This is a genomic window from Methylovirgula sp. 4M-Z18 (genome assembly GCF_037890675.1).
Lineage (GTDB): Bacteria > Pseudomonadota > Alphaproteobacteria > Rhizobiales > Beijerinckiaceae > 4M-Z18.
Genome location: NZ_CP149574.1, coordinates 3,667,452 through 3,693,684, shown reverse-complemented (window position 1 = coordinate 3,693,684; position 26,233 = coordinate 3,667,452). Strand labels below are relative to the sequence as shown.

Here is a 26,233-nt window from a genome sequence, read left to right as displayed (position 1 = left end):
GAGGCCGCCATGAAAGAGAGATTGCTCATCGTCGGCCATGGCATGGCGAGCGTGCGGCTGTGCGAAGATCTGATGACCTTCGCGCCCGACCGCTTCGACGTCACGATCGTCGGGGCCGAGCCGCGGCTCGCCTATAATCGCGTGCTGCTCTCGGCCTTGCTTGCGGGCGAGGTCGCGGAATCCGATCTCACGCTGCGCCCGTCCGACTGGTACGCGCAGCATGGCGTCCGCGTGATCAGCGGACAGCGCGTGACGGGCCTCGATCTCGGCGGCCGGACGGCAGCTCTCGAAAACGGAACGTCGGTCGCGTTCGACCGTGTCGTCCTGGCGACGGGCTCGGTTGCTGCCCGCCTGCCGATTCCCGGGATGGATCTTCCCGGGGTCATGACATTCCGCGATTTCGCCGACATGCCCGGCTTGAGCGATGCGGCGGCGAGAGGCGCGCGCGTGGCGGTTGTCGGCGGCGGTCTATTGGGCATCGAAGCGGCCTGCAGCCTCGCGAAGGGCGGCGCCAAGGTTACGCTGGTTCACGTGATGGACCGGCTGATGGAGCGCCAGCTCGATCCGCGCAGTGCCGCCTTCCTGAAGCGGGCGGTGGAGCGCAAAGGTGTGCAGGTTCTGCTCAATGCGCAGACGGTTGCGGTGGGCGGCAGCACGAAGGCAGAGTCGCTGCGTTTTGCCGATGGTAGCGAATTGCATGTCGATCTCGTCGTGGTCGCGATCGGCGTTCGCCCCAATGTCGCCTTGGCGCAGACAGCAGACCTGCCCGTCAAGCGTGGCATTCTGATCGATGACCAGATGACGACGGTGGTTCCGTTTGTGCATGCGCTTGGGGAATGCGCCGAACACCGCGGCACCGTCTACGGCCTCGTGGAACCCGCGTATGACCAGGCGCGCGTTCTGGCGCGCCTTTGGGCGGGCAATGCCGACGCGCGATACGAAGGAACAATTCTTGCGACGAACTTGAAGGTCTCCGGCATACCGGTCTTTTCGGCGGGCGATTTCCTTGGACAGGAGACCACCCAGGATATCGTCTTTGAAGATCGCGGCGCCGGACAATGCCGCAAGCTGGTCGTCAAGGACAACCGGCTCGTGGGCGCCGCTTTGGTCGGCGAAGCGAGCGATGCGCTTTGGTATCGCGACCTGATCCGGCGCGGCGAAGACATTTCAGCCTTGCGGCACAATATTTTGTTTGGCCGCACCTTATGTGAGCAGGGCGCACCCTAATGAACGATTTCTCCGCGAGTCAGAAGCACTATCTCGAAGGTTTTGCCTCGGGACTCGCCGCGCTGCATCAGTTTGGCGGACCTGCTGGTGCCGATGCGCCTTCAGGCCCCGATGCCGTCCATTTCGCCGCCCAGCAAAGGACCGTCGATGCGGGCGGAAAACTCGTCGACCAGGAAAAATGGAAACAGGCAGAACATCCTTTTGATGCTTACACGCGCCTGAAGGGGCAGGCGCAGGCCGATCAATTTCCGAAGCCGGACGACAATTTCCGCTGGCGTTATTACGGGCTGTTTTATGTCGCGCCGGCGCAATCGAGCTACATGCTGCGCTTGCGCATTCCCAACGGCATTCTTACCCATTGGCAATTAGCCGGCCTCGCAAAACTGACGACGCAATATGGCGGCGGATATGCGCATGTTACCACCCGCGCCAATATTCAGATCAGGGAGATCAAGGCGGCGGATGCCGTGAAGGTTGTCGAGGCCGTGCAGGATTTGGGGCTCTGTTCGCGCGGTTCTGGCGCCGACAATATCCGCAACGTCACCGGTTCCGCGACAGCGGGAATCGATCCGCAAGAGATTTACGACACCCGCCCGCTCGCGCGCGAGTGGCACTATCACATCCTTAATGACCGCTCGCTCTACGGCCTGCCGCGCAAATTCAACGTGGCGTTCGACGGCGGCGGCTGCATTGCGACGTTGGAAGAGACCAATGATATCGGTTTCCAGGCCGTGCATGTGCGCGACGCAGCAGGAGAGGAGCCGAAGATTTGGTTCCGGCTCGTGCTCGGCGGCATCACCGGGCATCGCGATATTGCCCGTCCCACAGGCGTTTTTTGCAAGGAAGAGGAATGCTGCGGCGTCGCCGATGCGATCGTGCGCGTCTTCATCGATACGGGCGATCGCACCAACCGCAACAAGGCTAGGCTCAAATATGTGCTGGACAAGATGGGGTTCGACGCGTTTCTCGAACTCGTCGAAGAGAAGCTCGGCCGCAAGCTGACGCGTTTCGAAGAAGCGCAAGTCGAGCCGCGCGCGCTCCCTGATCGCTCCGCACATATCGGCATCCATCAGCAGAAGCAAACCGACCTCAACTGGCTTGGCGTGGCGCTCCCGGTCGGCAGGCTCGACGCCGCGCAGATCATCGGTTTGAGCGAGATTGCCCGCGACATGGGCGATGGCGATATTCGCCTCACCGTGTGGCAGAATCTGCTCATTTCGGGGGTTCCCGATGGTCTCGTTGCGAAGGCGCAAGCCGCCGTTGAGGCGCTGGGGCTCGATTGGCGGGCAACGACGATTCGGTCGGGGCTTGTTGCCTGCACCGGTGCGACCGGTTGCAAATTCGCCGCGAGCCACACCAAGGAAGATGCGCTGAAAATTGCCGATTACGTGGACGGACGCATTGCGATGGACTCGCCTGTGAACATCCATCTGACCGGGTGCCACAATTCTTGCGCGCAACATTACATCGGCGACATCGGGTTGATTGGCGCCAAGGTCACGATCAACGACGATGGCGACCAGGTCGAGGGCTACAACATCTTTGTTGGCGGCGGTTATGGCGAGAGCGCAAAAATCGGCCGCGAATTGTGGCCAGGCGTGAAAAGCGAGGATTGCCCGGCAAAGGTCTTGAGCTTGCTGCAGGCCTATCTGCAGCACCGCGCCGATCCATCGGAATCCTTTCAAGCCTTTGCCAATCGGCACGAGCCCGACGACCTCAAGGCTCTGGCGATGAGCGTGTAGGAGGCATTATGAACCAGCCACTCCAACTTCGCTCGCTCATCCCGACAAATGCGCCGTTTTCGGACGAACAAAGAGCCTGGCTCAACGGCTTTTTTCAGGCCCTTCTCGCGCCGCAGCCGGGCGCTGCGCAAGGCGCTCTTCCCCCCGCGGCGGGCGCGGAACCGGCGGCAGGCCCGGCGCTTGCCGATAACGATCAGGCGCCCTGGCACGACCCCGGCATGCCGATGGACGAGCGTCTCGCCATGGCGGAAGGCAAGCCCGTCGCGTTGCGGTTGATGGCGGCCATGGCGCAGCAGGATTGCGGCCAATGCGGCTACAATTGCGCCGACTATGCCAATGCCTTGTTTTTGAAAAAAGAGGAGCGGCTGACCTTGTGTGCGCCGGGCGGCAAGGAGACGGCCCGGATGCTCAAGCAGATTGCCGTCGAGATCGATGCTGCGCAACCCACTGCGCCTGCAGCGGATAAAGGCGAGGAAGCCGCTGCGCCGGAGGACGTGCCGACGATACAGGCCGCGCCGGCGGGTACTTCGCGCGACAATCCGGCCTGGGCCACGCTGCTCTCCCGGCGGCGGTTGAACCGAACGGGTTCGGAAAAGACGACGTGGCATGTCGAATTCGATTTGAGCGAAAGCGGGCTCGCCTATGAGCCAGGCGATAGTTTCGGCGTCTATCCCAAGAACCCCGCAGGCCTTGCCGATCAGATCATCGCCATGCTGGGCGCGCGCCCGGAAGGCATCATCGGCGAGAAGACGTTGCGTGATACGCTGATCGAGGATGTCACGCTGAGCGCTGCACCGGATTCGCTGTTTCAACTCTTTTCCTATCTCTGTGCCGGCGAGCAGCGGCGCAAGGCGCGGGCCTTTGCCAATGGCGAAGATCCTGACGGGGTCTTGCCGACGATGGACGTTCTCGCGGCGCTTCACCATTTTCCTGGCGTGCGCCCGGGTGCCGAGGCCTTCGTCGAGGCATTGGAGCCGCTGCAGCCCAGGCTTTACTCGATCTCCTCCTCCGCACGGGCGACGCCGGGCCGCATTTCGATCACCGTGGATGAGGTGCGCTACAAAATCGGCAAACGCGAGCGTCTCGGCATTGCATCCACTTACGTCGGCGGCCGAATGCCCGCGGGAGAGAAGCTTCGCGTCTATGTGCAGAAGGCACACGGCTTCGCGCTGCCTAGAGATCCTTCCGTACCGATCATCATGGTCGGCCCCGGCACGGGCGTCGCGCCATTCCGCTCGTTTTTGCAGGAGCGTGCTGCAGCCAAGGCGCCGGGGCGGAATTGGCTGTTTTTTGGTCATCAGCGCCGTGCGTGCGATTTCTTTTACGAGGACGAGCTCGACAAATTGCGCCACGACGGGGTGCTTACCCGGCTGTCGCTCGCTTGGTCACGGGATGACCAAGGCAAATTCTATGTGCAGGATCGGATGCGCGAGGTCGGGCCGGAATTGTGGCGCTGGCTCGCCGAAGGCGCGCATTTCTATGTCTGCGGCGATGCCAAGCGCATGGCGCGCGATGTCGAGCGTGCGCTCGTCGATGTGATCGCGCAATGGGGCGCGCGCAGCACCGAAGAAGCAGCGGCCTTCGTCAAAGGTTTGAAAAAGGACGGGCGGTACCAGGCGGACGTTTACTGATGACAGCCGCACAGGTGAAAACCACTTGCCCCTATTGCGGGGTTGGATGCGGCGTGATTGCGGCGCGCGGAGCTGACGGCGCGGTGAGCGTGAAGGGCGATCCCGATCATCCGGCGAACTACGGCAAACTCTGCGTGAAAGGCTCTGCGCTCGCCGAGACATTGTCCGATGAGCGGCGTCTCCTCTATCCTACCATTCATGGCGTTCGCACCACATGGAACCGGGCGCTGGACGCGGTCGCGACGGGATTTCGCGAGGCGCTCGCATCGCACGGCCCTGACTCGATTGCCGTCTATCTTTCCGGTCAGTTGCTGACCGAAGATTATTATGTCGCCAACAAGCTGATGAAAGGCTTTCTTGGCTCGGCCAATGTTGACACCAATTCGCGCCTCTGTATGGCCTCCTCCGTCGCGGGGCATCGGCGCGCGTTCGGGGCCGACGTGGTGCCCAATTGTTATGAGGATCTCGACGAGGCGGATGTCATCGTGTTGGCCGGCTCCAATGCGGCCTGGTGCCATCCGATTCTGTTTCAGCGCATGGATGCGGCGCGCGCCAAACGCGGCACGAAAGTCATCACGATCGATCCGCGCCGCACCGCGACGGCGGATAGCGCCGATCTGCATCTCGGCATAGCAGCCGGCATGGATGCGGTGCTTTTTGCCTGGCTGTTGCAAGAGATCGCGGCGCGCGGCAAGGTCGATGCGGCGTTCGTGGCGCAACACACGGTCGGTTCCGACAGCGCCCTCGACAATGCGCGCCAGATCGCGCCGAGTCTTGCCGAAACCGCCGCCAGATGCGGACTTGCGCCGAAGGACGTTCAGCAATTCTGCGATTGGTGGATCGATCACCCGAAGGTCGTGACCTGCTACAGCCAGGGCATCAATCAATCCGCCATGGGCACCGACAAGGTCAACGCCATTCTCAATGTCCATCTCGCGACAGGACGTATCGGCAAACCCGGCTCGGGACCTTTGTCGCTGACCGGCCAGCCGAATGCCATGGGCGGACGCGAAGTCGGAGGCCTTGCCAATCAGCTCGCCGCGCATATGGGATTCTCGGAAACGGATGTCGATCGTGTCCGCCGCTTCTGGAACGCGCCGCAGATGGCGACGCGCGAAGGGCGCAAGGCGGTCAATCTTTTCGAGGCGGTCGAACGCGGTGAAATCCGCGCGCTGTGGATTCTATGCACCAATCCTGCGGTCAGCCTGCCGCGGGCCGATGCGATGCGCGCCGCGCTCAAGCGGCTGGATTTCCTCGCCGTGTCGGAAGCAAGCGCCGATGTCGACGGATTGCTTGACGCGGCGCATGTGGTGTTGCCCGCGGCTGCATGGGGTGAAAAGGACGGTACGGTGACGAATTCCGAGCGCCGGATTTCGCGCCAACGGCCGTTCCGCGCGCCGCCCGGCGAAGCAAAGCCGGATTGGTGGCAGATCGCGCAGGTCGCGCGGCGGCTCGGGCACGCCGAGGCTTTCGCCTATGAAAAGCCTGCCGATATTTTCCGCGAACACGCGGCGTTGTCGGCGTTTGAAAATGCGCAGCAGCGGCCGTTCAATATCGGTGCCTTGGCGCAGGTGCGCGATGAGGATTACGCGACGCTCGCGCCTGTGCAATGGCCGGTTCCAGACGAGTCCGCGCAAGGTGAGCCGCGCCTCTTCGCCGAGGGCGGCTTTGCCCATGCCGATGGCAAAGCGCGCTTTGTCGCGCTCGCGCAGCCGTATCTCGCCGCCAGGACTTCGGAGGCCTATCCGTTTTTGCTCAACACCGGCCGCGTGCGTGACCAATGGCACACAATGACGCGGACGGGGTTGAGCACCACGCTGGCAGGCCATATCCCGGCGCCCTTTCTCGATCTCCATCCCGAAGATGCGGCCAAGCTGGAGGTCGCGGACGGCGAGTTCGTGCATGTCGAGAGCGCCCACGGCCAGGCCGAAATCCGGGTGTCGGTGACGGATGCGCAGCCGCGCGGCACGGCTTTCGCGCCGATCCATTGGACCGATGCCACCGCCGGCCGTGCGCGCATCGGCTCTCTGGTGCATGGTTTCGTCGATCCGATTTCGGGACAGCCCGAATCCAAGGCGGTTCCTGTCGCGATCCGGCGTGTGACGATTGCTGCCGAAGGCTTCATCGTCGCGCGCGAGCACCTGCGATTGCCTGGCTGGCTCAGCCATGCGCGCATGTCCGTGCCTGGTGGCGAGGCGATCACCTTCGCGAGTTCCGAGACACCCGCTGTGCTGCATACCTATCTATCGAACTGGCTGAAGCTCGGCGCCAGCCCGCTGATGCAGCACAACGAAGTCGTCGATCTGCATCGCGCCGCGTCGGTGGTGGACGGGCATCTGCAAGTGCTGCTGTCGGTCGGGCCTAAGCGCGACGAAGCCGTGCTGAACTGGGCCATTTCGCTTCTCGCCCGCGGGCAGCTATCGCCGGAGATCCGCAGATATATTCTCGCGGAGCGGGCGCCGGACGCCGGAAAGTCCATGGGCCGGCGCATCTGCGCCTGTTTCGGTGTTCACCAGGAAGAAATCGAAGAATCAGCGCGCAAAGGGTGCTCCGATGTCGAGAAGATCGGCGTCGCCCTGAAGGCCGGTACGAATTGCGGCTCTTGCCGGCCCGAAATTAAGAAGATCCTGATGGAACTGCGCGCTTAGTCCGTCTTCCTGGGTGGGATGTCAGCCGCCGGCTTCGCTGACTGCAGCCACATAGGCGGCCTCACTGATCTCGATCACGGTTGGCCGATTGCGCGCTGCGGCGGCTTTCAGCTTCGCGGGCAAGTCGCGCGGATCTTCGAGCTTTTCCGCCTCGCAGCCGAAGCCGCGCGCGATCGCTAAAAAATCTGGCGTGTAAATATCGACGCCGATCGGCTCGATGCCGCGCGCTTCCATATAGGTCTTGATCTCGCCATAGCCGTTGTTGTTCCACAACAGCACAATCAACGGCAATTCGGCCTCGCGGGCCGAGCCGAGTTCGGGCAGCGTGAACTGGATGCCGCCGTCGCCGACAAGGCAGACTGTCGGACGGCCGCTGCCGATCAGCGCGCCGGCAGCAGCGGGCAAAGCATAGCCGAGCGTACCGTATCCCGTGGCCGAGCAGAACCACGAACGCGGTTTGTTGGCGGCAAAGTCGCAGCAGCCGGCATAGACGGGCTGGGTGGAATCGCCCGTCATCACCACATCGGGCAGCGTGTCGCGCACGACCTCCATGAGATGCACGCCGGCGCGCAAAACAGGGTTCAGCATCTGCCGGATACCCGCGCGCGCGCTCTTGGCCTGGCGAGCGCCATCGCCCTTAGGGCGCGGCGAGACGGCGGCGACCAGCGCCGCAAGCGCGAGCGCCGTATCCGAGATCAGCGCGAGATCCGCGGGACGGCCGCGCATGGCCTGTTCGGGATCGATATCGATGCGGATCAGCTTGCCGGTGATGCGCACGCCGCCGGTGTCGTAAAAATCGAATTCGGTGGGGCCGAATTCCGTGCCGGCCGCGATGACGAGATCAGCGGCCTTGATGAGCGCGGCGGTGGGCTCCAAGGACGGATTGCATTGGACGCCAAGCGGATGGCCGGCCGGCAGCACGCCGCGGCCGTTGACGGTCATGAGGACCGGCGCGTCGAGCGCTTCGGCGAGAGCGTGCAAAGGTGCGCTGGCGTCGGCCGCGCCGCCGCCCGCGAGGATGACGGGACGTCTGGCGGCCGCGCACATGGCTGCGGCCGCAGCAATCGCTTGTTGTTGCGGTGCCGGGCGCATTGGCGCCGGACGCCTCTTGGTGGGCGGCAGGGCCGAGGCATCTTGCGTCAGCAGGTCGATCGGCAGCTCGATGTGCACCGGGCGCGGCCGCGCGGAGGCGAACACGGCGAAGGCGCGGGCGACCACCTGCGGCAATTCCTCGGCGCGCAGCACGGTGTGGCTGAAGGCGGTGAACTGGCGGCCAAGCTGGCGCTGATCGGGCAATTCGTGCAGGTACCCGTCGCCCGAGCCCATGCGGCCGGGCGGATTGACGCTGGTGATGACCAGCATGGGCACCGAGTCGCCGTAAGCCTGCGCCATGGCGGTGGCGATATTGGTAAGGCCGGGGCCGGAAATGATGAAGCACACGCCCGGCTTGCCGGTGGCGCGGGCATAGCCGTCGGCCATGAAGCCGGCGCCCTGCTCGTGGCGCGGCGTGATGTGGCGAATGCCGCTGCCAGGCAAGCCGCGATACATTTCCACCGTGTGGACGCCGGGAATGCCGAACACCGTATCGACGCCATAGGCTGCCAAAAGTTCGACCAGATAGGTTCCAACCGTCTTCATCTTCACGCATGTCCTTTCGCGGCGGGAGCTGCAGGTTCGACGCAGCCGTCGAGCTGCGCCAGGATGGTTTCAAAGGGAGGATGCTTCTCGAAGCCGATGAGCACGAGCAGGTTTTCGGTGCCGAGGCCTTCGGGTGCATGCGCCATGGGCTCGAAGGAAAGGCGCGTTCCAACCAGATGCACGGCGAAGCGGCGGCCATCATGCGCACGCAAAAAACCTTTGGCGCGATAGATCGCCGTGGGCAGACCAGCGAGCACCTTTTGCAGGCAGTTGAGGTCGATGGGACCGTCGTGTCGCCAAGTTGCGCTCGTTGCTTGTTCATGTACCGGTTCGGCCGCAAATCGCGACGCGATCCCGCGCTGTGAAATTTGACCGGCGAAGAGAATATCGAAAGGCACACACGCGCGTGCGGTTTCGACGATGCGCGTGTCCGGAAAAGTCCAATGCGCGCGCCACGCATCCAGCGCCGTGCGATCGACGAGCTCAGTCTTGTTCAGGACCAGGAGATCGGCGGAGCCGATCTGTGCTTCGGCGAGGCCGGGCGCTGCGGCAATCGCGTCGTCGAAGCCGGCAGCGTCGACCATCACCACGATCGCATCCGCACGCAGGCGCGCGGCAAAGCGTGCATAGCGCACCGTATCCATGATGCGGGCGGGATCGGCGACGCCGCTCGCCTCGATGACTACATGGTCGATGTCGGGGCGGCTTGCCAAAAGCTCTTCGAGTTGTTCGACGAGGCCCTGGTTGAGGCCGCAGCAGACGCAGCCGTTGGAAAGGCTGTAGAGGCTGCCCTCGGTCGCGGTGATCAGCGCGGCGTCGATGTTGACGGCGCCGAAGTCATTGACCAGCACGGCGACCTTGAGCCCATGGTCGCCGCTCAGAATGTGGTTGACGAGCGTCGTCTTGCCCGCGCCGAGAAAACCGCCGATCACGGTGACCGGTATGGGCGCGGCGCCTTGCATCACCATAGTTGCGGCGCTTCCCCGTGCCAGACGGCCTCGGATTTGTCGTTGAGCCGGTCATGCACGAGCTGGCCCTGCACGAAAGTCAGGTCCACCTTGGTGGCGTGGATGTTGCCTTGCGGCTCGATCTCGAACAGGTTCCGGTCAAGCACGATGATGTCGGCCGACTTGCCGATTTCGAGCGTGCCCGCTTCGTGGTCGATGCCCATCGACCAGGCGCCGTTCTTGGTCATCACATCGATCGCTTGGGGGAGCGCGATCGGCTCGCCGAAGCGGTCCTCGCTTTCGCCCCACGGATTGGCGCGCGTGACCATCGTTTCCAAAGCGATCCAGGGATCGAGCGGGCTCACCGGCCAGTCGGTGCCGATGACGGCGACGCCGCCGGCTTCCAAGACGCCCTTGATGTTGTAGGCGCGCGACAGGCGTTCCGCGCCATAGCCCGAGCGGGCGCCAGAGACGAATTTCGACGGATACCACGACACCGGCGAGAATTCGGCGGTGACGCCCAAATCGCGGAAGCGCTTGAGATTGCCGCCGTGCAGGATGGTGCTATGCGCACATTGATGGCGCACGCAGAGACCGCCCGGCCGGCGGCGCGCTCCCTCGACCGCGTCGAGGAACGTGTCGGACGCCGCATCGCCCGTGCAATGGGCAATGACGCGAATGCCTTGCCGGTCCATGTCCCAGATCATGTCGGCAAGATGTTCGGGCGTCAGGTTGAGCTTGCCGCTCCACGTGCTGTTTCCGTCCCACGGCGTCATCAGATAGGAGGAGCGCGGCTCGACCGTGCCGTCGAAGTGGAATTTCACCGCATTGGCGTTGAGCCGCGCGGAACGATAATAATGGCGCTCGCCCGCGAGCAGCTCCCAGCGCCGACGCACTGGGAAGATGTCGTCCTGCCAGCTTATCGCCGCCTCGACGCGCAGCGTCAGCTCACCCGCATGATCGAGCGATTGCAGGGCGTTCAGCCGGTTTTCACAAACGTGAACATACTTTGTCGATACGACGCCGCGCGCCGATTGGTAGCGCACCCCGTCGCGATAGGCGGCGCGCAGCACCGGCACCGGGGTGGGCGGCATGGCCGCATGGATCAGGGCATAGGCGCCGTCGATCAGAAGGCCCGTCGGCTCGCCGCTCGCCGGACTGCGCTCCAGATAGCCATTGGCCGGGTCGGGCGTTGTGGCTGTGATGCCGGCGCGCCGAAGTGCTTCGCTGTTGACCATCATGGTGCCCCACATACGGTCGAGCAGTGCGACCGGGCGGTCGGGCATCACCTGGTCCAGCCAATCCTTGCCGGGCACCAGGCCGGCCTGACGGAAGGTATAGCGGACGAAATACTGGCCATAGATCCATTCGCGGTTCGGATGCTTGGCGGCATAGGCGAGGATCGCATCGCGCACCTGGTCGGGCGTCGGGTCGACGATGCCGATATCCAAATCGTCGGCATAGCGTGGCGCCAATGCGAGATCCGGGTGGGTGTGCATGTCGTAGAGGCCCGGCATGGCGAAGCGTCCGCCGAGATCCGTCACTTTGGTCTGGGCCCCAATCAGGTGCTCCACATCCGAGCGGTCGCCCCGCGCGACGATGCGGCCGCGCGCCACGGCCAGCGCCCGGCACCACGGTAGGCCCGGGTCGCCGGTATAGATGGAGCCATTGATAAGCACGAGGTCCGCATAGGCGCTATGGCCTGAGTGGCTCGGGCGGTGGTCGTAGAGAACGCGCATGATCGGAACCGGTCAGAAGAAAAAGCGCAAGTGTCGGCCTCAATAGCCGGCGCTCGGAATCCACCATTCGCGGCCGCGCACCGTGGTGACATATTCGGGCCAACGCAGGCCGATCGGGGCTTCGTAATCGGCGAGCGGCGGTATCCAGGTCTTGCCGCCGACGCCGCCGCCGGTCCGCTCCTCGAATTCTCTGCGGGCGGCCGCGCGCACTTCGGCGTTCTGCATCAGCTCGAGCATCGCGTGCGCGATGGTTTTCGCCGCACAGATCACCATCGGATCGATGGTTTCGGGAATGCCGCCCAGCGCGTTCATAACCCAGTCGGGATAGGCAAAGCCGGGCGGCCCCGAGAGCATGGGCCGGGCGATGTAGAGGCGCGCGGTGGGGGCGTGCCAGCACATGTCCGTATAATCGTCCGAGGTGTAGTTGATTTGCGACGGCGGCAGGTCCCGGCGCAGGATGTGTTCGGCCTCCTGCGGCGAGATCAGCTTTTCGCAATCCGGCAGGAAGGGCTCGGCCATCGGCTTAAGCCCGAGATTGGACTGGATCTCTCGCGCGATCTCCTTGGCACGTTCCCCCCACTTCGGCGCGCCGACCGCCGCCAGCTTGCCGAATACGAGCTGCGCCATGACATGGTTGGCGAGCCCCGGGCGCGACTTCGACACCCAGATCTTTTCCACGCGGCAATGCGTAAGCTTGGCCGCGGCTTCGGCGTTGCGGTCGAGAATGAGCGTCGCCTGCTCGGCCATCTCCACCGTCGGCACGCGGATGATGTATTGGATCTCGGCGAGCCGCGCGGGCAGGTTGTCGGCGGTCGCCTGTCCCGCCGTCAGAATGGCCTCGCTGATCGACCAACCGCCCATATGCGGCAACATGGAATCGCGCAGCGCCTTGGAAGCGTTGTACATATAGAACAACGCGTCGTTGGCGCCCGGCGCGCGCACGGCGCTGTGCGCCTGCGGGATCGGCAGGCCATCGGCGCGCTTCAGCCAACTTTCCGGCTCGTCGCAGACGAAGCGATAGACCATCGCAAAGGCCGCGCCGCAATGGGTGTTCCAGTTCACCGTGTTGCACAACGGCAGCATGTAGCAGGGGTGGAAGCTGATCATGGCGTCGAGGCCGTCGTAATAGCCCTTGGCCGCATGGATCGGCTTGGAACCGCGCACCTTCTCGGCCGGCTCGCCGAAGAATTTCAGCGTGCCGGGAATGTTATGCGCCTGCATGGCAGCCTTCGTGGCGAGCAGGCCGCCGAACGCGCTCATGCCGAGCGCGGAATGCGGGTCGGTATGCCCGCCGGCATGTTCGTTGAGCCCGGCGCGCGGTTCCTTGACCGTGCTCGCCGCCTGGCAATTGCCGGGGACCGCATCATATTCGGCATAGGACGCGATGACCGGACCGCCTGCGCCATTCGTCCAGGACGCGGCGAAGGCTGTCGGCATGCCGCCGGAGCCCTCTTCCACAGTGAAGCCCTCTGCGCGCAGCCGCGCGACATACCAGGCCGCAGACTCGTATTCGCGCCAGGCCGTCTCGCCCTTGTGCCAGATTTCGCTGGTCCATTCGGAGAGTGCGGCGGCGTTCTTGTCGACCCAGCCCGTTGCAGTGTCCTCGGCGATGTCCTTCGTCATATTGGTCTGCCATGTCCTGGGTTGGGGGAAATGCGCCTGCGCCGCGCTGCAGAAAAGCAGTGAATCACTTGCTCAAAAAGTGATATGTTTTACCGCTTCGCGCAAATTTCATTCACCGAAGCGGTTGAAAAGGATAGGGAGGAGGCAGAGATTGCGGGTCCCATCGACACAGGCATTGCGGGCGCTCGACAGCTTCGCGCGACACGGCAGCGTTTGGCGGGCCGCGGACGAATTGCACCTTACGCGCAGCGCCGTCAGCCACCAATTGCGGCTTCTGGAGCGCGATCTCGGCTTCGATCTGTTGGAGCGTGTCGGCAAGGGCGTGGCCTTGACCGCACGCGGCCGGCGCTACGCGCATGACGTGCACAAGGCGCTGACCATGCTCGGCGAAGCCAGCACGCAATACAGTGGTGGCGGCATTGGCGGCTCCTTTCGGATCAGTTGCACGCCGGGCTTCGCCTCGCTGTGGCTATGCACCCACATCGCCGATTTCCAGGAGATGTATCGCGACGTTTCGCTGTCCATCCTGACGCCAAGGCGGCTGGAGGACGTCAGCAATCCGGACGCGGATGCCTTCATCGCCTTCGGCGACGGCAATTGGCCGAACCGCTCGGTGGAATTGTTGTGCGACGTGCAGTTCACGCCTTTGTGCAGCCCCACCCTTCTCAACAAGATCGGCGGCCTGTCCAGGCCCGCCGACGTCCTGCGGACCAACCTCTTGCATCTCAACGATTTCGAGGATTGGTTGCGCTGGCTGTCGCTGTCCAAGGTGGAGACCGTCGACCCGGCCGGCGGCATCATTTTCTCTGACATGAACCTCGTTTTTTCGGCGGCGATCGCCGGGCAGGGCATCGCCATGGGCGACGAGCTCACGGGCGGCAAGGCGCTGCGCGAGGGGCGACTGGTGCGCCCCTTCGACATCGCCATCCGCGCGTCGCGATCCTACTATCTGGTTGTAGACACGGCGAAATCCGACCATCCGGTGCTCCCCGCCTTCCGCGACTGGCTAAGGTCCAGCCTGGCGGACGCGGCGGCCGAGGCGCGCGGCGCCTATGGATAGGCGGCAATAATAGGTGAATAAGATTTGCCGATATGGCGAAAATAATTCGGTTGCCGTGATTTCTTCTCGCGCTTACGTTTTTTGCGGAGAGGTGAGGGCGAGGGCATGCAGCAAGCCGGACGAGCGGCGGAGGTCAAGGCAGTCGGGATCGGGAAGAGCTTCGGTTCGTTCCAGGCACTGAAAAATCTGTCGCTCGACATTGGCCGCGGCGAGTTCCTGACCCTGCTCGGGCCGTCCGGCTCCGGCAAGACCACCTTCCTGATGATTTTGGCGGGCTTCGAGGCGCCGAGCGAAGGGCGCCTGTTCAGCGACGGCGTCGACATCACCGATCGGCCGGCGGAGCAGCGTGCGGCCGGCATGGTCTTCCAAGGCTATGCTTTGTTCCCCCATATGAGCGTCGCTGCCAACATCGCCTTTCCGCTCAAGGTGCGCCGTAAATCCGAGCAGGAAATCAAGCGCCGTGTCGCCGAGATGGTCGAGCGCGTCGGCCTGAAAGGTCATGAGCACAAGGTGCCGTCGAAGCTGTCGGGCGGCCAGCAGCAGCGCGTGGCGCTGGCGCGGGCGCTCGCCTTCGAGCCGGGCGTGCTCTTGCTCGACGAACCCTTCTCGGCGCTCGACAAGAGCCTGCGTGGCCAGATGCAGGCGGAAATGAAGCGTCTGCACGAAGAGACGGGAACCACCTTTGTCTTCGTCACCCACGACCAAAGCGAAGCGCTGGCGCTGTCCTCGCGTGTCGCCATCTTCAATCATGGTGAGCTGTTGCAGGTCGGGACGCCGCAGGACGTCTACGAGCGGCCCGGCAACCGCTTCGTGGCCGAGTTCCTAGGCGAGATCAACATGCTGCCGCTGCGCGACATCCGTGCCGAACAGGGCGGCGTCCGCGGCCTATGCGAAGGTCGCGAGATCGCGCTGCGCGGCGGGCAGGACAGCGTCGCCAACGAGGCGCTGCTGGCGATCCGCCCCGAGCATATGTCGATCGCACGCGCGCCAGAGCCGCAGGAGAACGGCATCGCCGCTACGGCGACCGCCTCCACCTATCTTGGCTCTGCGACACGGCTGGAACTGACCACACGCGGCGGCGCCAAGATCACGCTTTCGGTTCCGACCGAGATGGCCCGGCACGCGCTGGGCGATGGCAATGCCGTCTGGCTCACCTGGCCGGCAGACCGGGGCTTTTTGCTACCCGCCAGCGGATAGCCGGAGCAGCGACTGGCATCGAACGAGACCGCATCGCGACAATAAAAAGGGGAGAATGCCATGAATGACGCTTTTCAAAAGGACTGCCTCGAAATCCTTGCGCAGAGGGTGAAGCGAGGCGAGATCACGCGGCGGCGCTTCGCGCAGCTTGCAGGCATGCTGCTTGCCGGCGCGCCGCTGGCGCTGCGGTCGACGGGGGCCGCGGCGGAGGCGAAGCAACTTGTCTTCGTCAATTGGGGCGGCGATGCTGTCACCGCCTATGACAAGGCGTACGGCCAGCCCTTCCAGAAGGAAACCGGCATCTCGGTCAAGCAGGACGGCTCCGGTCCGACCGAGGGCGCCATCATCGCCCAGTTCAAGAGCGGCGCACCGAGCTGGGACATCGTTGACGCCGATCCGTTCTCGGCCATCTCGCTCGGCAAACAGGGCATGATGGAGCCGATCGACTATCACGTCGTCGACAAGAACAAGACGCGCAAGGGCTTCGGCTGGGACTACGCTGCTTCCACCTACTTCTTCTCTTACGTCATCGCTTACGACTCGGAGAAATACGGCAAAGAAGCGCCCAAAGGCATGGCCGACTTCTTCGACGTCAAGAAGTTCCCCGGCAAGCGCTCGCTCTACAAATGGGGCGCCGCCATGTGGGAAGCGGCGCTGCTTGGCGACGGCGTTGCGCCGGAAAAGCTCTATCCGCTCGATCTCAAGCGCGCCCACGACAAGATCTCGGCCTTCAAGGAAAACGTTGTGGCCTATTGGGGCGGCGGTTCGGAAAGCCAGTCGCTGCTGCTGAACGGCGAGGCGTCCATGGCGATCATCTGGTCCACCCGCGCCTCGCTGATCGAGCAGGATTCAGGCGGCCGCATCAAGTTCATCTGGGACCAGGGCCTGATGTCGCCCGGCGCCATGGCGGTCATCAAGGGCAATCCGGGCGGCCGCGACAACGCGATGAAGTTCATTGCCAGTGCGCAGGACCCGCAGCGGCAGCTCGTCATGTTCGACATGCTCGGACAAGGGCCGGCCAATCCCGCCACCGACGCGCTTATCCCCGCGGACAAGAAGCGCCTCAACCCGGTCGATCCCGCGAATTTCAGCAAGCAGATCCCGCTCGACATGGATTGGTACGCTGCGAACTACGGGCCGGCGCTCGACGCCTATACCAAGATCATCTCCGCCTGAGCGTAAGGCGCATGAGGAGCCACTTCATCCATCCCGGCGCGGCGCTGCTCCTGGCGCCGCTGCTCGCCTTCCTCGGGCTTGCCTACGGCATTCCTTTCCTCGGCGTGGTGAAATGGAGCTTCACCTTGCCCGAGCTGGGTCTCGGGCAATATGGCACGCTGCTCACGGATCCGCTGGTGCAATCGGTGTTCGTGCGCACCTTCCGCATCTGCGCGCTGGTGACGCTCGCGTCGGTCACGGCCGCTTATGTTATCGCCTATGTCTGGGTGCGCGGCACAACCGGCCAGCGGCTGGCGGCGGAATATTGCATCCTCGTGCCCTTCTGGATCTCGGTGCTGACGCGTGCCTTCGGCTGGGTGGCGCTGCTCTCCAACCAGGGCCTCATCAACACCTGGCTGCGTGCCATCGGCATCCTTGACGAGCCGTTGATGCTGGTGCGCAACGAATTCGGTGTGATCGTCGGCATGGCGCATTTCCTCATCCCGTTTGCGGTGTTTCCCATCGCCTCGGCCATGCGCAACCTCGACGAGCGCGTGCTGCTGGCAGCACGCGGCATGGGCGGCGGGCGCGCGCGCATCTTCTGGTCGGTGTTCGTGCCCATGACCATGCCCGGCATCATCGGGGCTGCGCTGATCGTCTTCGTCTTCGCGCTCGGCTTCTTCGTCACCCCCTCCATCCTGGGTGGCGGCCGCAGCGTCATGGTGGCGGAACTCGTCTATCTGCGCATCTTCCAGAGTCCGGACTGGGGTCTGGGCGCGGCCATCAGCATCACGCTGGTGGTGATCGTCGGTCTGCTTTCGACGGCGCTGTACCGCTACCTGCGCCCCGCACAGATGGTGGGCTGAAGATGCGCGGTTATCGTCCAGGCCCTGTCGCCCTGTTCGTCGCCCTGCTGGTCGCGGTCTTCCTGCTGATGCCGCTGCTGGCGGTGGTGCCGGTATCGTTCACGCCCTCGCGCATGCTGTCGATGCCGACCGGCGCGCTGTCCCTCAGGCACTATCGCACGCTCATCGAGGACCCGCGCTGGCTGGACAGTATCTTGTTCAGCCTGCGTGTCGGGATCTTCTCGAGCACGCTGGCGACGCTGTTCGCGCTCGCCTTCAGCCTCGGCATCTGGATGTTCCGGCCGCGTTTCGCCGCCGTGTTGGTCGGCTTCGTGCTTCTGCCCATGATCGTGCCGCCGGTCGTGTCGGCGATCACGCTCTATTTCCTCCTGACCACGCTGTCTGGCCTCGGCAGCGCCGTCGGCTACGACACCTGGCCCGGCGTGGTGCTCGCCCATACGGTGGTGATCGTGCCGTTCGCGGTGGTGCTGATCCTGGTGTCACTTGCCCAAGTGGACCGGCGGATCGACCTTGCCGCGCGCGGCCTCGGCGCCTCGACCTGGGAGCGGGCGACGAAAATCATCATTCCCAATATCAAGTTCGGCATTGCGACGGCTTGGCTGCTGTCCTTCGTGCTCTCTTGGGAGGAGATCGGGATCACGCTGTTCATCACCAGCGTCAATGCCATCACCCTGCCGCGCTTGATGTGGATGGGCCTGCGCGACAATATCGATCCGGCGATTGCCGCGATCTCGGTGATCCTGATCCTCATCACCGTGACGGTGTTGACCGTCCGCATCGTCTACCGCTGGGCGCGTGGGCTCGCCTGATCTCGGAGCTAATGGCAGGATGGCGGATGTGAATGGACAAGCCGAGCTTATTGCCGCGTTGCGCAAGGCCGTAGGGGGCGCGCTCGTGTGGGGCCGCGACGAGCTTGGCGTGCGCGACCCGGGCTTCGATGACCGCAATTTCGGCGCGGCGGCATTGGTGCGCCCCACCGATACCGAAGGCGTCGCGGCGCTGGTTCGCTTCTGCGCCACAATGGGTTTCTCGCTCGTACCGCAGGGCGGCCGCACCGGGCTTGCTGGCGGTGCCGCAACGACGTCAGGCCAAATCATCTGCGACCTTGGCGCCATGAATCGCATCGAGGAGATTGATCCTCTCGCCCGCGTCGCCATCGTCCAGGCCGGAACCCCACTTGCTGCCCTTCAGGACGCTGCGGCTGTTCACGGGCTCGATCCCGGCATCGACCTTGCGGCGCGCGGAAGCTGCACCATCGGCGGCATGGTCTCCACCAACGCCGGCGGCATCATGGCGTTCCGGAACGGCACCATGCGTCACCGCCTGCTCGGCCTCGAAGCGGTGCTGCCCGATGGCCGCGTGTTTCGCGACCTGACCCGCGTGCTCAAGACCAGCGCCGGTTACGATCTCAAGCATCTGTTCGTCGGGGCGGAGGGCACGCTCGGCATCGTCACCCGTGTCGCGCTCAGGCTCGACCCGATGGGCGGGGCTTCGGCCACGGCGCTGGTCGGCATTGCCGACGCCGCGAGCGCTCAGCGCATTGTGCGCCATTTCTTCAGCCGGAGCGGCGCGAACCTGCGTGCGGCGGAGATCATGTGGCATGGGTTTGCCGCCGCCATGAGCCGCTGGCTCGGGTTCAAACCGGGCATGCTGCCGCTTGATGCGCCCTGCCTGCTCATAATCGAACTCGGCGCCGAGACGCCCGAACTCGCCATCGACGCGCTGGAGCAGGGCCTTTCCAATATCTGGGAGGAGGCAGGCATCATCGACGGCCTTGTCGCCGCTTCGCTGGAGCAGGCAAAGACCATCTGGCGCCTGCGCGAGGAAACCGAGCAGATCGAGCGCATGCACCGGCATCCGCCGTCCTTCGACGTCTCGGTGCCGGCTGGGGCGATCGGCGCTTATGTCGCCCGCATCACCGCAGGGCTCAAGGCGATCGACGCAGGCTATGCGCCTTACGTGTTCGGCCATCTGGCCGACGGCAATCTGCACATTTCGATCAACACGGACAGCCCTTCGCGCGAGCGCTACGTCGCGATCGAGGATGTGCTCTATACCGGCCTCAGCGAGATCGGCGGTTCGTTCTCGGCCGAGCACGGGGTGGGCATCCACAAGCGCGACGCCTATGAGCGCCATGCCGATCCGGTCAAGCAGGAGCTCGCTCGCGCTGTCAAGGCATTGCTCGACCCTGGGAACCTGCTGAACCCGGGCAAGATCATCCCCCCGCGCGACGTGTGATGGGCCTGAAGCAAGCCGCCGCGTAAGAGCTGCGGCCTGCTTCAGGCCCATTCAATTCCTAAACATCTATGGTCTTACGACGCCCAGCTGAGATCGCGGAGTTCGTTGCTCTTGAGGATCAATTCAATTCGGTTTCTTGCCTTGAGTTTGCGCATCATGTTCCGGAGATGGATCTTGACCGTCGCTTCGCTCAGTTGCAGCTTGTAGGCGATGATCTTGTTCGGATTGCCCTGGCAGGTGAGTTTCAGGACCTCGAGCTGGCGCTGCGTAAAGTATGCGGACTTGGCGGGTTTTGCTTCCGCTGGTTGGGGCGAGGCCAATTTGGCGCCGTCGGTCGGGATGAAGCTACCCCCGGCATGAACCAGTTTGATCGCCCCCATGGCGACATCGAGGTCGGTATTCATCGTGACGTAGCCTTTTGCTCCGTGCGCCATCGCGGAGGTCTTCAGGGCCGGGTCTTCCATATCGGACATGATGATGACACGTGCGTCGCTGGCCAAGTGCGAAATACGGTTGATGTATGTCTCGGTGGCCATGCGACCCGACGCGCAAAGCAGCACAATTCCATCCAAATATGCCTCGTCGTCGAGCCAATCCTGGGGACTGTGATACGTCCGGACATCAAATTCCGGGGCCAGGGACCGCAAGCACTGAGCAAAGCACGTGCCGAAAATCTTGCTTTCGGAAATGACGGCGATTGTTGTCTTCATGGGTTCCGTCCACCGTGATCCGGCGAGTGCGGGGAACGGGACGGTTTGTCCCATCCCGCTGCGCAGGGAAAGCGAGGTCACGTGTGACGAGGAGGGGGTACGGGCTTGAAAAGACATGGTGAGCCGCGCCTGTAGTTAATAATCTTCCTGATATGAAATTGATAAAGTGTGCAGCGTCTGAGGTCGTTAGCTGGCCGTCCCAAGTTGTAGCGGCTCGTACAAAAGTACGCGGCGGGTGGCTTACGCTCAGATGGGACCTGTCGTTTTCCCGTTTCTTGCCTGTGCACCGGGCCTCAGCGCGGCTATAACCTTGACCTCATCTAGCACCCATCTTGTAAGTGTCGGCAGGCCCTAGTGTCCGTGGTATTTTTACACTAACGTCTGATTCCGGCTGCTTCGTGGGGGCGGTTGAGCTGGCTCGAATGACTTGATGTAATGCAGGAAGATTCCCTTAAAGCTCGGATCGTCTCCGATCAGGTGAGAGACGTAGAGGCCGGCCTTTTTGTTTCGATGCCAACGAGCACCCTGCTGTCGGGCATGCTGTTTTTTGTCGATGGGGTGTCGGGGAGGGGCGTCGACGCTGTCATTTGGTTCTTAGCCATAAGCATCATCAATTTTGCCCGCATCATCGTCGCGTTGCGAGGCTCAATATTGTCTACGGCCGGTACGGATGGGCTGAGTGCAGAGCATCGACGCCTTCGCTCCTATAAAGTCTTGGCTGCTCTTGCTGGCTTGGCCTGGGCCTATATTGCGGTGCTGACCGACGGCTTCACGTCCCAGCAGACGACATTGCATCTGATCATTCTCGTGGGAGTCTCAGCAGGCGCGGCAATCTACAGCAGCTCGTGTGCGGCATTGTCAATCAACTTTTTCACCGTGCCGATTTCCGTCGCCATCGTGTGTTTGCTATGGAACGGAGGGATGGAAAACGACGTCCTTGCCATTGCCTGCGTGCTCTTCTTGGGTGGAGTGACGCGTGGCGCGATGATCGTGGAAAAACATTTCCGCGAAATCTGTTCGCTGAGATACCTGGCCGTCGAAGCGGCATCCGAGATGGAACGTAGGTCGCTCGAGGACCCGTTGACTGGGCTGCTCAATAGGCGGGGACTGGAGCGGACCATCTCCCGGTTGAAAAGCCGCGATCTGCCGCTCATTACTATGCTCATTGATCTGGACGGCTTTAAATCGATCAATGATACCTACGGGCATGCAGCAGGCGACAATCTGCTTGTGATGCTGACCCACCGCCTGCAGGCCATAGCACCATCCGGTGCAACAATATCTCGAATCGGTGGGGATGAGTTCATACTCATATTCCATCAAACGGGAGAGCATCAGGATGTGAGCGCGTTTGCCTCCAGCTTGATCTTCGAGATTTGCCGGCCCTACCCGTCGATCGCATCGGTGCGCATCGGCGCATGCGTCGGAATTTACCAATCCGGTAAACCAAACCTCACCGAGATGCTTCTGCGGGCGGATACGGCACTCTACAAGGCCAAAAGTCTTGGTCGAAATGAGTTCTACTTCTTCGACGCAGCGCTCGATCACAGCCTGGAGCGCCGCCAATGTATCGAGCGCGACGTCAAGATGGCGATCGAAAATGGAAACCTGAAAAACTGGTTCCAACCCATCGTCAAACTTCCGGTCCGGGAAGTTGTCGGGTTCGAAGCACTGTTGCGCTGGTCGCACCCGGTGCATGGCAATATTTCGCCTTTGGAAGCAATCTCCGCGGCGCGCGAAACGGGTCAGCTTCCCTCTTTGACCGAAGCAATTTTCCGCAACTGCTGTGCTATGGTGGAGGCGTTGCTGCAAGCGGGCCACGGGCGCACACGCGTCGCGATGAACATATCGCCGAAGGAGCTGGAGACGGGCAGCATTGACGATATGATCCTGAGCGGATTGGAATCGCGCAGCCTCCCGGCATCGATGTTCGAGATCGAAATTACCGAAGAAGCGCCGATCGATGTGGAAAGGGTCCACGAAAAGCTTGAACGTCTCATTCGAGCGGGCGTTTCGATTTCCCTCGATGACTTCGGCATCGGCTTCTCCACGCTTGCCTCGCTCAAGGACGGACGCTTCAGCAAGGTCAAAATTGACAAGCATTTTATCCTCGGCCTCTCCCACTCTCCCAAAGATCAGATGCTCGTGAAAACTGTGATTGATCTTGGCCGCTCGCTGACGATCGAAGTGGGAGTCGAGGGCGTCGAATCGCAAGAGGATCTCGATACATTGCAAAGCCTCGGCTGTTCGCAAGCGCAGGGCTTCCTGTTTGCCAGGCCGTTGCCCCTGCCGGAGGCCGTGGCAATCTTGTCCAAAGGCGGCGGTGACCTGCCTCTTTCCCTTCCCTTCTCGTTTACGCATGTCAGTGATCCACCACAGGGAAACAAGATATGAGCAATGGCGAACAAGCGGCCGGCACGCAAAATGGCCAGTCGGCTTTGGACGGTGAGATCGGCATTCTCGCGCGCCGGAAAATCGAGGCGGCCGTCATTGCACCCATCTATCAGGAAATGTGCGACCGGCTTGGTGAAGACCAGGCTCAGGCGATTCTCGACAGCGCCATTCGCAAAGCCGCGATCGACACCGGAGCGGCATTTGCCGCCAAGACGCCAGGGGGAACCAACCTGCGCACTTTTCAGGAACTCCAGGCGCTGTGGACGCGGGACGATGCGCTTGTCATCGAGGTCACCAAGGCCACGGACACCGAGTTCAACTACAACGTTCATCGCTGCCGCTATGCCGAGACCTATCGGGAAATGGGACTTGGCAAGATCGGACATCTGCTTTCGTGCAATCGCGATGGTGTTTTCTGCACCGGCTATGATCCGCGGATTACGCTCGAGCGCACGCAAACGATCATGGGCGGTGCGAGCCACTGCAACTTCCGTTACACGTTGCAAGTTCAACCAAGGAATGATCCTGGAACAGGATCAGGAACGTAAACAACTGACACAACGGCCGATTTTGAATCCGTCCGCCGAAGGGGTTTTGCCTCGAGGGCGCGGGCAGGGCACAGCCTCCAACCTCAGTCTGTGAAGGGCGACACAATCAGAATGCCATATCTCAAGCAGCGGGCAAGGCGCGTCGTCGCTTCCCCGCCGCCGCGGGATGTTAACTAATTATTAAGATTCCCCGTTGCGCTCCCCAACTTCACAACGCTATGGTTCTGCGTCGGCTGGGCTTTTGATGCCGGCGCGGGCCAAAAGGTTCGCACCGGACAATTCCATCTTTATAAATCGCTCGCCCCGGCACAGTTGCGTATGCGTCCGGAGGTTTAGAATGATTGACCGCAATACCCATGTAGCGGCCGTTCTCCCATGGATATCACATGATGGGCAAACCCCATCGTCCCGGGTCTCGCCCAGGAAACTGGCACTGATCGGCATGTCGGCGCTTTCATTGTTCGCTGCTCCGAGCCAAATGGCCGTCGCAGGCACCGGAAATCCCGATCTTCCGATTTCAAGACGGATCGAACATTCGTCTCGCGAGCATTTCAAGCGACACGTGAGCGCCTCCGCCCCCGTGCTTGCCGTCAAGATGGCCGGCGACGGATATCTCGGCCACGCACCCTATATCTGCACCCCGAGCGGATTTGGGCAGACCTCTCGTTGCTTTCCTCGCTAGCGCGGACCGGCCGTTTCGATCTTCTGACCTATCCGTGATCGAAATCGGCGAGCCCGCATCGGCGAGCGACGATTAGTTGCTTGCGAGCCGCTCCTTAATCCGCGGGATGTGCCCGGCGACCCGGTCGCCAAGTTGCAGCTTGAGGTAGGCGTCGTCGTGTTTCACGCGCGCATGTTTGAAAATGTACCAGGCACCGGCGGGCTCCCGCCGCTGGTAAATGACGCCATTCTTCTCGCGATGACTGAAGCACGTCAGCGCCGGCGCGTTCCCTTGCGCCGAATGCCATTCCGCATCGAAGCAGAGCCTGCCGCCGGATGCGGTGAACCAGACGCCTTCGCCGTATGAGGCGGAACTGCCCTTACCGGACCAGGCGTTAAACGTATTGTCCTTGGCCGCGAAGTAGCCGCCGCCATGATCCCATATCCACGTCCGGTTTCTGTAAAGCTGCGTCAATTCGGAGCCGGTCAGCGGTTTTCCCGCCAAAGCCTTGGCAGTTTCCGATTGCGCCGCCATCGCTGTCGGCACGATGGCGGCGACAGCGGTGGCGATTGTCAATGTTAATACCATTGCGCGAGGAAAAGACATGGACGCATTCCTTGTTCGTTTATCAGCGGTCAATTCGCGTTTTGTTGAACAACGCGCCAGTTGGGAAGACCGAAGCCATCCGGCCATGGGTGAACCTCGCGGTCGTCGAAATAGACGATGGCGGTGAGGCCCGGAAATTGCGGGTGGGGCTGGCCAACCTCTTCTGCCCAGACATGATTATAGGCAGCGTCGCCTTCGTAACCAAGCTCGGCGACCACGATCGGCTTTCCATAGCCCTTCACCAGATTGTAGCCCGGGGTGAGCAGTTCGTTGAAGTTCCGATCCCGGCCGACCTTATGATGGTCGAAAGACTGATAGCCGAAGACCGAGAGCCCGATGACATCGACGACATCGTTGCCGGGATAGTAGTTCTGCAGGTCGTCGTTCCCCTTCGGCGACCACATGAACTTAGCGTCCGTAATATACTTGCGGCATTCGCCGACGAAGTGGCGGTAGGCACGGATGTATTGCGGCCCGCTCCAGTGTGACCACGTGAATTGGTTCTCGTTTTCGTCCATCTCCTGGGCCCAGCGAATGGTCACCGGACTCTTGAGATTCGACATCGCTCCGCAAATGGCGGCAGCATTGGCATCGTAGCTACCGTTGACGATGCCTTCATAGAGGTTTTGCGGCGAGACGCGCCAATCTTTGGACCACGACCATGGCTCGACGCTGATCATGAGCGAGCGCCCGCGCGAGCGCGCATAATCGTCGGCAGCCGTCAGGGTCGAAAGATCGACGTCTTCCCACGGAAGAAAGACGTGCTCGATCTTCGATTCGCGCGCGGCATTGAAATCGCCGTGCGGATCATAGGCCCCGACGGGAAGCGAGGACGAGGAGAGAACCGGCCACTTGTCCGAGGGCATCAGAGGGGCGGCTTGCGGGCCGGCGATGCTTTGCGTGCTGTTAGCCAATACGAGACCAGACAGCATGATCGCCGCGAGGGAGGCGGCCGTTGCTTTCCGTATCTTGCTCATTGCTTTTTTCCTTATTGTTGCGTGCTGATCTTGTGGACCTGCGGTGCCGGATCAGTATGGGGTACAGCTTGCTCCTGTCCGGCCGCTCCTTTGAGGGCGCTCAGGTTCGCGGAGACGAGGTCTGCATCGACAAGCTTCTTGAATTCGTCGCCGTCGGCGGGAACGGCGTGTTTAAACACGTACCATTGCCCATCCGGCTCCCGCTTCTGGTAGATCGTTTCGCCGACGATTTTGTGCAGGAAACAGGTCTTGCGCGGGTATACACCGGTCGCCGTATGCCAGTCGGCCTTCAAGCACATGTCGCCTGCGTCGGTCACGGTCCACCGGCCCATGGCCCAGACGGCATCCTTGCCTGCGCCCGACCAGGCGGCAAAGTCGCGGTTCGCATCTTGCAGGCGGCCGGCGCCATTGTTCCATTTCCACGATTTGCCGCGGTAGAGGGCATAAAGCTCCATCGCGCTCATGGCGCGGGCGCCATTGGGCAGTTGGATCTGGCTCGAGGGCGCCGCCCCGCTCTGTGCGGGGATGAACATAAGTCCTGCGAGCGCGGCAAAGCCAAGCCACTGCAGGCGCGGGACGAAGCCTCGACGTGCGATGCGGATCACTGAATTCATGGTCGTTTGCGC

20 protein-coding genes are annotated in these 26,233 nt (G+C 62.6%); 12 read left to right on the top strand and 8 right to left on the bottom strand.

Features of this window, described 5'->3' with window-relative positions:
* The first annotated feature begins 9 nt into the window (after nt 1–9).
* Genes V9T28_RS17085 through V9T28_RS17070 form a run of 4 tightly spaced genes read left to right on the top strand, consistent with a single transcriptional unit; the run spans nt 10 to nt 7,248 of the window.
* The gene (locus V9T28_RS17085; RefSeq protein ID WP_116400232.1) at nt 10–1,227 is read left to right on the top strand and encodes an NAD(P)/FAD-dependent oxidoreductase; all 1,218 of its coding nucleotides are present in this window, start codon (nt 10–12) and stop codon (nt 1,225–1,227) included.
* Nucleotides 1,227–2,969 carry a NirA family protein gene (locus tag V9T28_RS17080; protein WP_116400231.1) on the top strand — a complete coding sequence of 581 codons (1,743 nt, stop codon included), beginning with the start codon at nt 1,227–1,229 and terminating at the stop codon, nt 2,967–2,969. The genes V9T28_RS17085 and V9T28_RS17080 overlap by 1 nt, the downstream gene beginning before the upstream one ends.
* A gap of 8 nt (nt 2,970–2,977) precedes the next feature.
* The gene (locus V9T28_RS17075) at nt 2,978–4,600 is read left to right on the top strand and encodes a sulfite reductase subunit alpha (RefSeq protein ID WP_116400230.1); all 1,623 of its coding nucleotides are present in this window, start codon (nt 2,978–2,980) and stop codon (nt 4,598–4,600) included.
* Nucleotides 4,600–7,248, top strand: coding sequence for a nitrate reductase (locus V9T28_RS17070; RefSeq protein ID WP_116400229.1), 2,649 nt, complete (start codon nt 4,600–4,602; stop codon nt 7,246–7,248). The genes V9T28_RS17075 and V9T28_RS17070 overlap by 1 nt, the downstream gene beginning before the upstream one ends.
* Nucleotides 7,249–7,269: 21 nt before the next feature.
* Here the strand turns inward: V9T28_RS17070 and V9T28_RS17065 are convergent, their stop codons facing one another.
* From V9T28_RS17065 to V9T28_RS17050, 4 genes are read right to left on the bottom strand one after another with little or no spacing between them, the layout of a single operon-like run.
* Nucleotides 7,270–8,886, bottom strand: coding sequence for a 5-guanidino-2-oxopentanoate decarboxylase (locus V9T28_RS17065; RefSeq protein ID WP_116400228.1), 1,617 nt, complete (start codon nt 8,884–8,886; stop codon nt 7,270–7,272).
* Between the two features lie 2 nt (nt 8,887–8,888).
* On the bottom strand, nt 8,889–9,854 hold the full coding sequence (locus V9T28_RS17060) for a CobW family GTP-binding protein (protein WP_116400227.1): 966 nt from the start codon (nt 9,852–9,854) through the stop codon (nt 8,889–8,891).
* Entirely contained in the window at nt 9,848–11,572 is a 1,725-nt protein-coding gene (locus V9T28_RS17055) for an amidohydrolase (protein WP_116400226.1), read from the bottom strand. Before V9T28_RS17055 ends, V9T28_RS17060 begins: the two co-directional genes overlap by 7 nt.
* Before the next feature lie 39 nt (nt 11,573–11,611).
* A complete protein-coding gene (locus V9T28_RS17050; protein WP_116400225.1) occupies nt 11,612–13,195 on the bottom strand; it encodes an amidohydrolase in 1,584 nt (527 codons plus the stop codon).
* 151 nt (nt 13,196–13,346) lie between these two features.
* On the opposite strand from V9T28_RS17050, the gene V9T28_RS17045 reads away from it, so the two are divergent.
* The 6 genes from V9T28_RS17045 to V9T28_RS17020 all read left to right on the top strand — a co-directional run bounded on the left by V9T28_RS17045 (nt 13,347) and on the right by V9T28_RS17020 (nt 19,711).
* The gene (locus V9T28_RS17045) at nt 13,347–14,255 is read left to right on the top strand and encodes a LysR substrate-binding domain-containing protein (RefSeq protein WP_116400224.1); all 909 of its coding nucleotides are present in this window, start codon (nt 13,347–13,349) and stop codon (nt 14,253–14,255) included.
* Between the two features lie 105 nt (nt 14,256–14,360).
* Nucleotides 14,361–15,452, top strand: a complete 1,092-nt coding sequence (locus tag V9T28_RS17040) for an ABC transporter ATP-binding protein (RefSeq protein ID WP_116400223.1) — start codon at nt 14,361–14,363, stop codon at nt 15,450–15,452.
* 60 nt (nt 15,453–15,512) lie between these two features.
* Nucleotides 15,513–16,628, top strand: a complete 1,116-nt coding sequence (locus tag V9T28_RS17035) for an ABC transporter substrate-binding protein (protein WP_116400222.1) — start codon at nt 15,513–15,515, stop codon at nt 16,626–16,628.
* 11 nt (nt 16,629–16,639) lie between these two features.
* Complete coding sequence (locus tag V9T28_RS17030; protein ID WP_116400221.1) at nt 16,640–17,473, top strand: ABC transporter permease; 834 nt, start codon at nt 16,640–16,642, stop codon at nt 17,471–17,473.
* 2 nt (nt 17,474–17,475) lie between these two features.
* A complete protein-coding gene (locus V9T28_RS17025) occupies nt 17,476–18,282 on the top strand; it encodes an ABC transporter permease (protein WP_116400220.1) in 807 nt (268 codons plus the stop codon).
* Nucleotides 18,283–18,310: 28 nt separating this feature from the next.
* Entirely contained in the window at nt 18,311–19,711 is a 1,401-nt protein-coding gene (locus V9T28_RS17020; protein ID WP_158554761.1) for an FAD-binding oxidoreductase, read from the top strand.
* A 74-nt stretch (nt 19,712–19,785) separates the two neighbouring features.
* On the opposite strand, the gene V9T28_RS17015 is transcribed toward V9T28_RS17020, so the two are convergent.
* Nucleotides 19,786–20,421 carry a response regulator transcription factor gene (locus tag V9T28_RS17015; protein ID WP_158554760.1) on the bottom strand — a complete coding sequence of 212 codons (636 nt, stop codon included), beginning with the start codon at nt 20,419–20,421 and terminating at the stop codon, nt 19,786–19,788.
* 435 nt (nt 20,422–20,856) lie between these two features.
* Between V9T28_RS17015 and V9T28_RS17010 the strand changes: the two genes are divergently transcribed.
* Together V9T28_RS17010 and V9T28_RS17005 are read left to right on the top strand one after the other, a co-directional pair.
* Nucleotides 20,857–22,815, top strand: a complete 1,959-nt coding sequence (locus V9T28_RS17010; RefSeq protein ID WP_116400217.1) for a putative bifunctional diguanylate cyclase/phosphodiesterase — start codon at nt 20,857–20,859, stop codon at nt 22,813–22,815.
* The gene (locus V9T28_RS17005) at nt 22,812–23,363 is read left to right on the top strand and encodes an L-2-amino-thiazoline-4-carboxylic acid hydrolase (protein WP_116400216.1); all 552 of its coding nucleotides are present in this window, start codon (nt 22,812–22,814) and stop codon (nt 23,361–23,363) included. Before V9T28_RS17010 ends, V9T28_RS17005 begins: the two co-directional genes overlap by 4 nt.
* A gap of 754 nt (nt 23,364–24,117) precedes the next feature.
* On the opposite strand, the gene V9T28_RS17000 is transcribed toward V9T28_RS17005, so the two are convergent.
* The 3 genes from V9T28_RS17000 to V9T28_RS16990 are packed head-to-tail and all read right to left on the bottom strand — an operon-like array spanning nt 24,118 to nt 26,221.
* Nucleotides 24,118–24,630, bottom strand: coding sequence for a DUF995 domain-containing protein (locus V9T28_RS17000; protein ID WP_245424041.1), 513 nt, complete (start codon nt 24,628–24,630; stop codon nt 24,118–24,120).
* 29 nt (nt 24,631–24,659) lie between these two features.
* A complete protein-coding gene (locus V9T28_RS16995; protein WP_116400214.1) occupies nt 24,660–25,607 on the bottom strand; it encodes a glycoside hydrolase family 26 protein in 948 nt (315 codons plus the stop codon).
* 11 nt (nt 25,608–25,618) lie between these two features.
* On the bottom strand, nt 25,619–26,221 hold the full coding sequence (locus V9T28_RS16990; RefSeq protein WP_210210409.1) for a DUF995 domain-containing protein: 603 nt from the start codon (nt 26,219–26,221) through the stop codon (nt 25,619–25,621).
* Between the last annotated feature and the right edge of the window lie 12 nt (nt 26,222–26,233).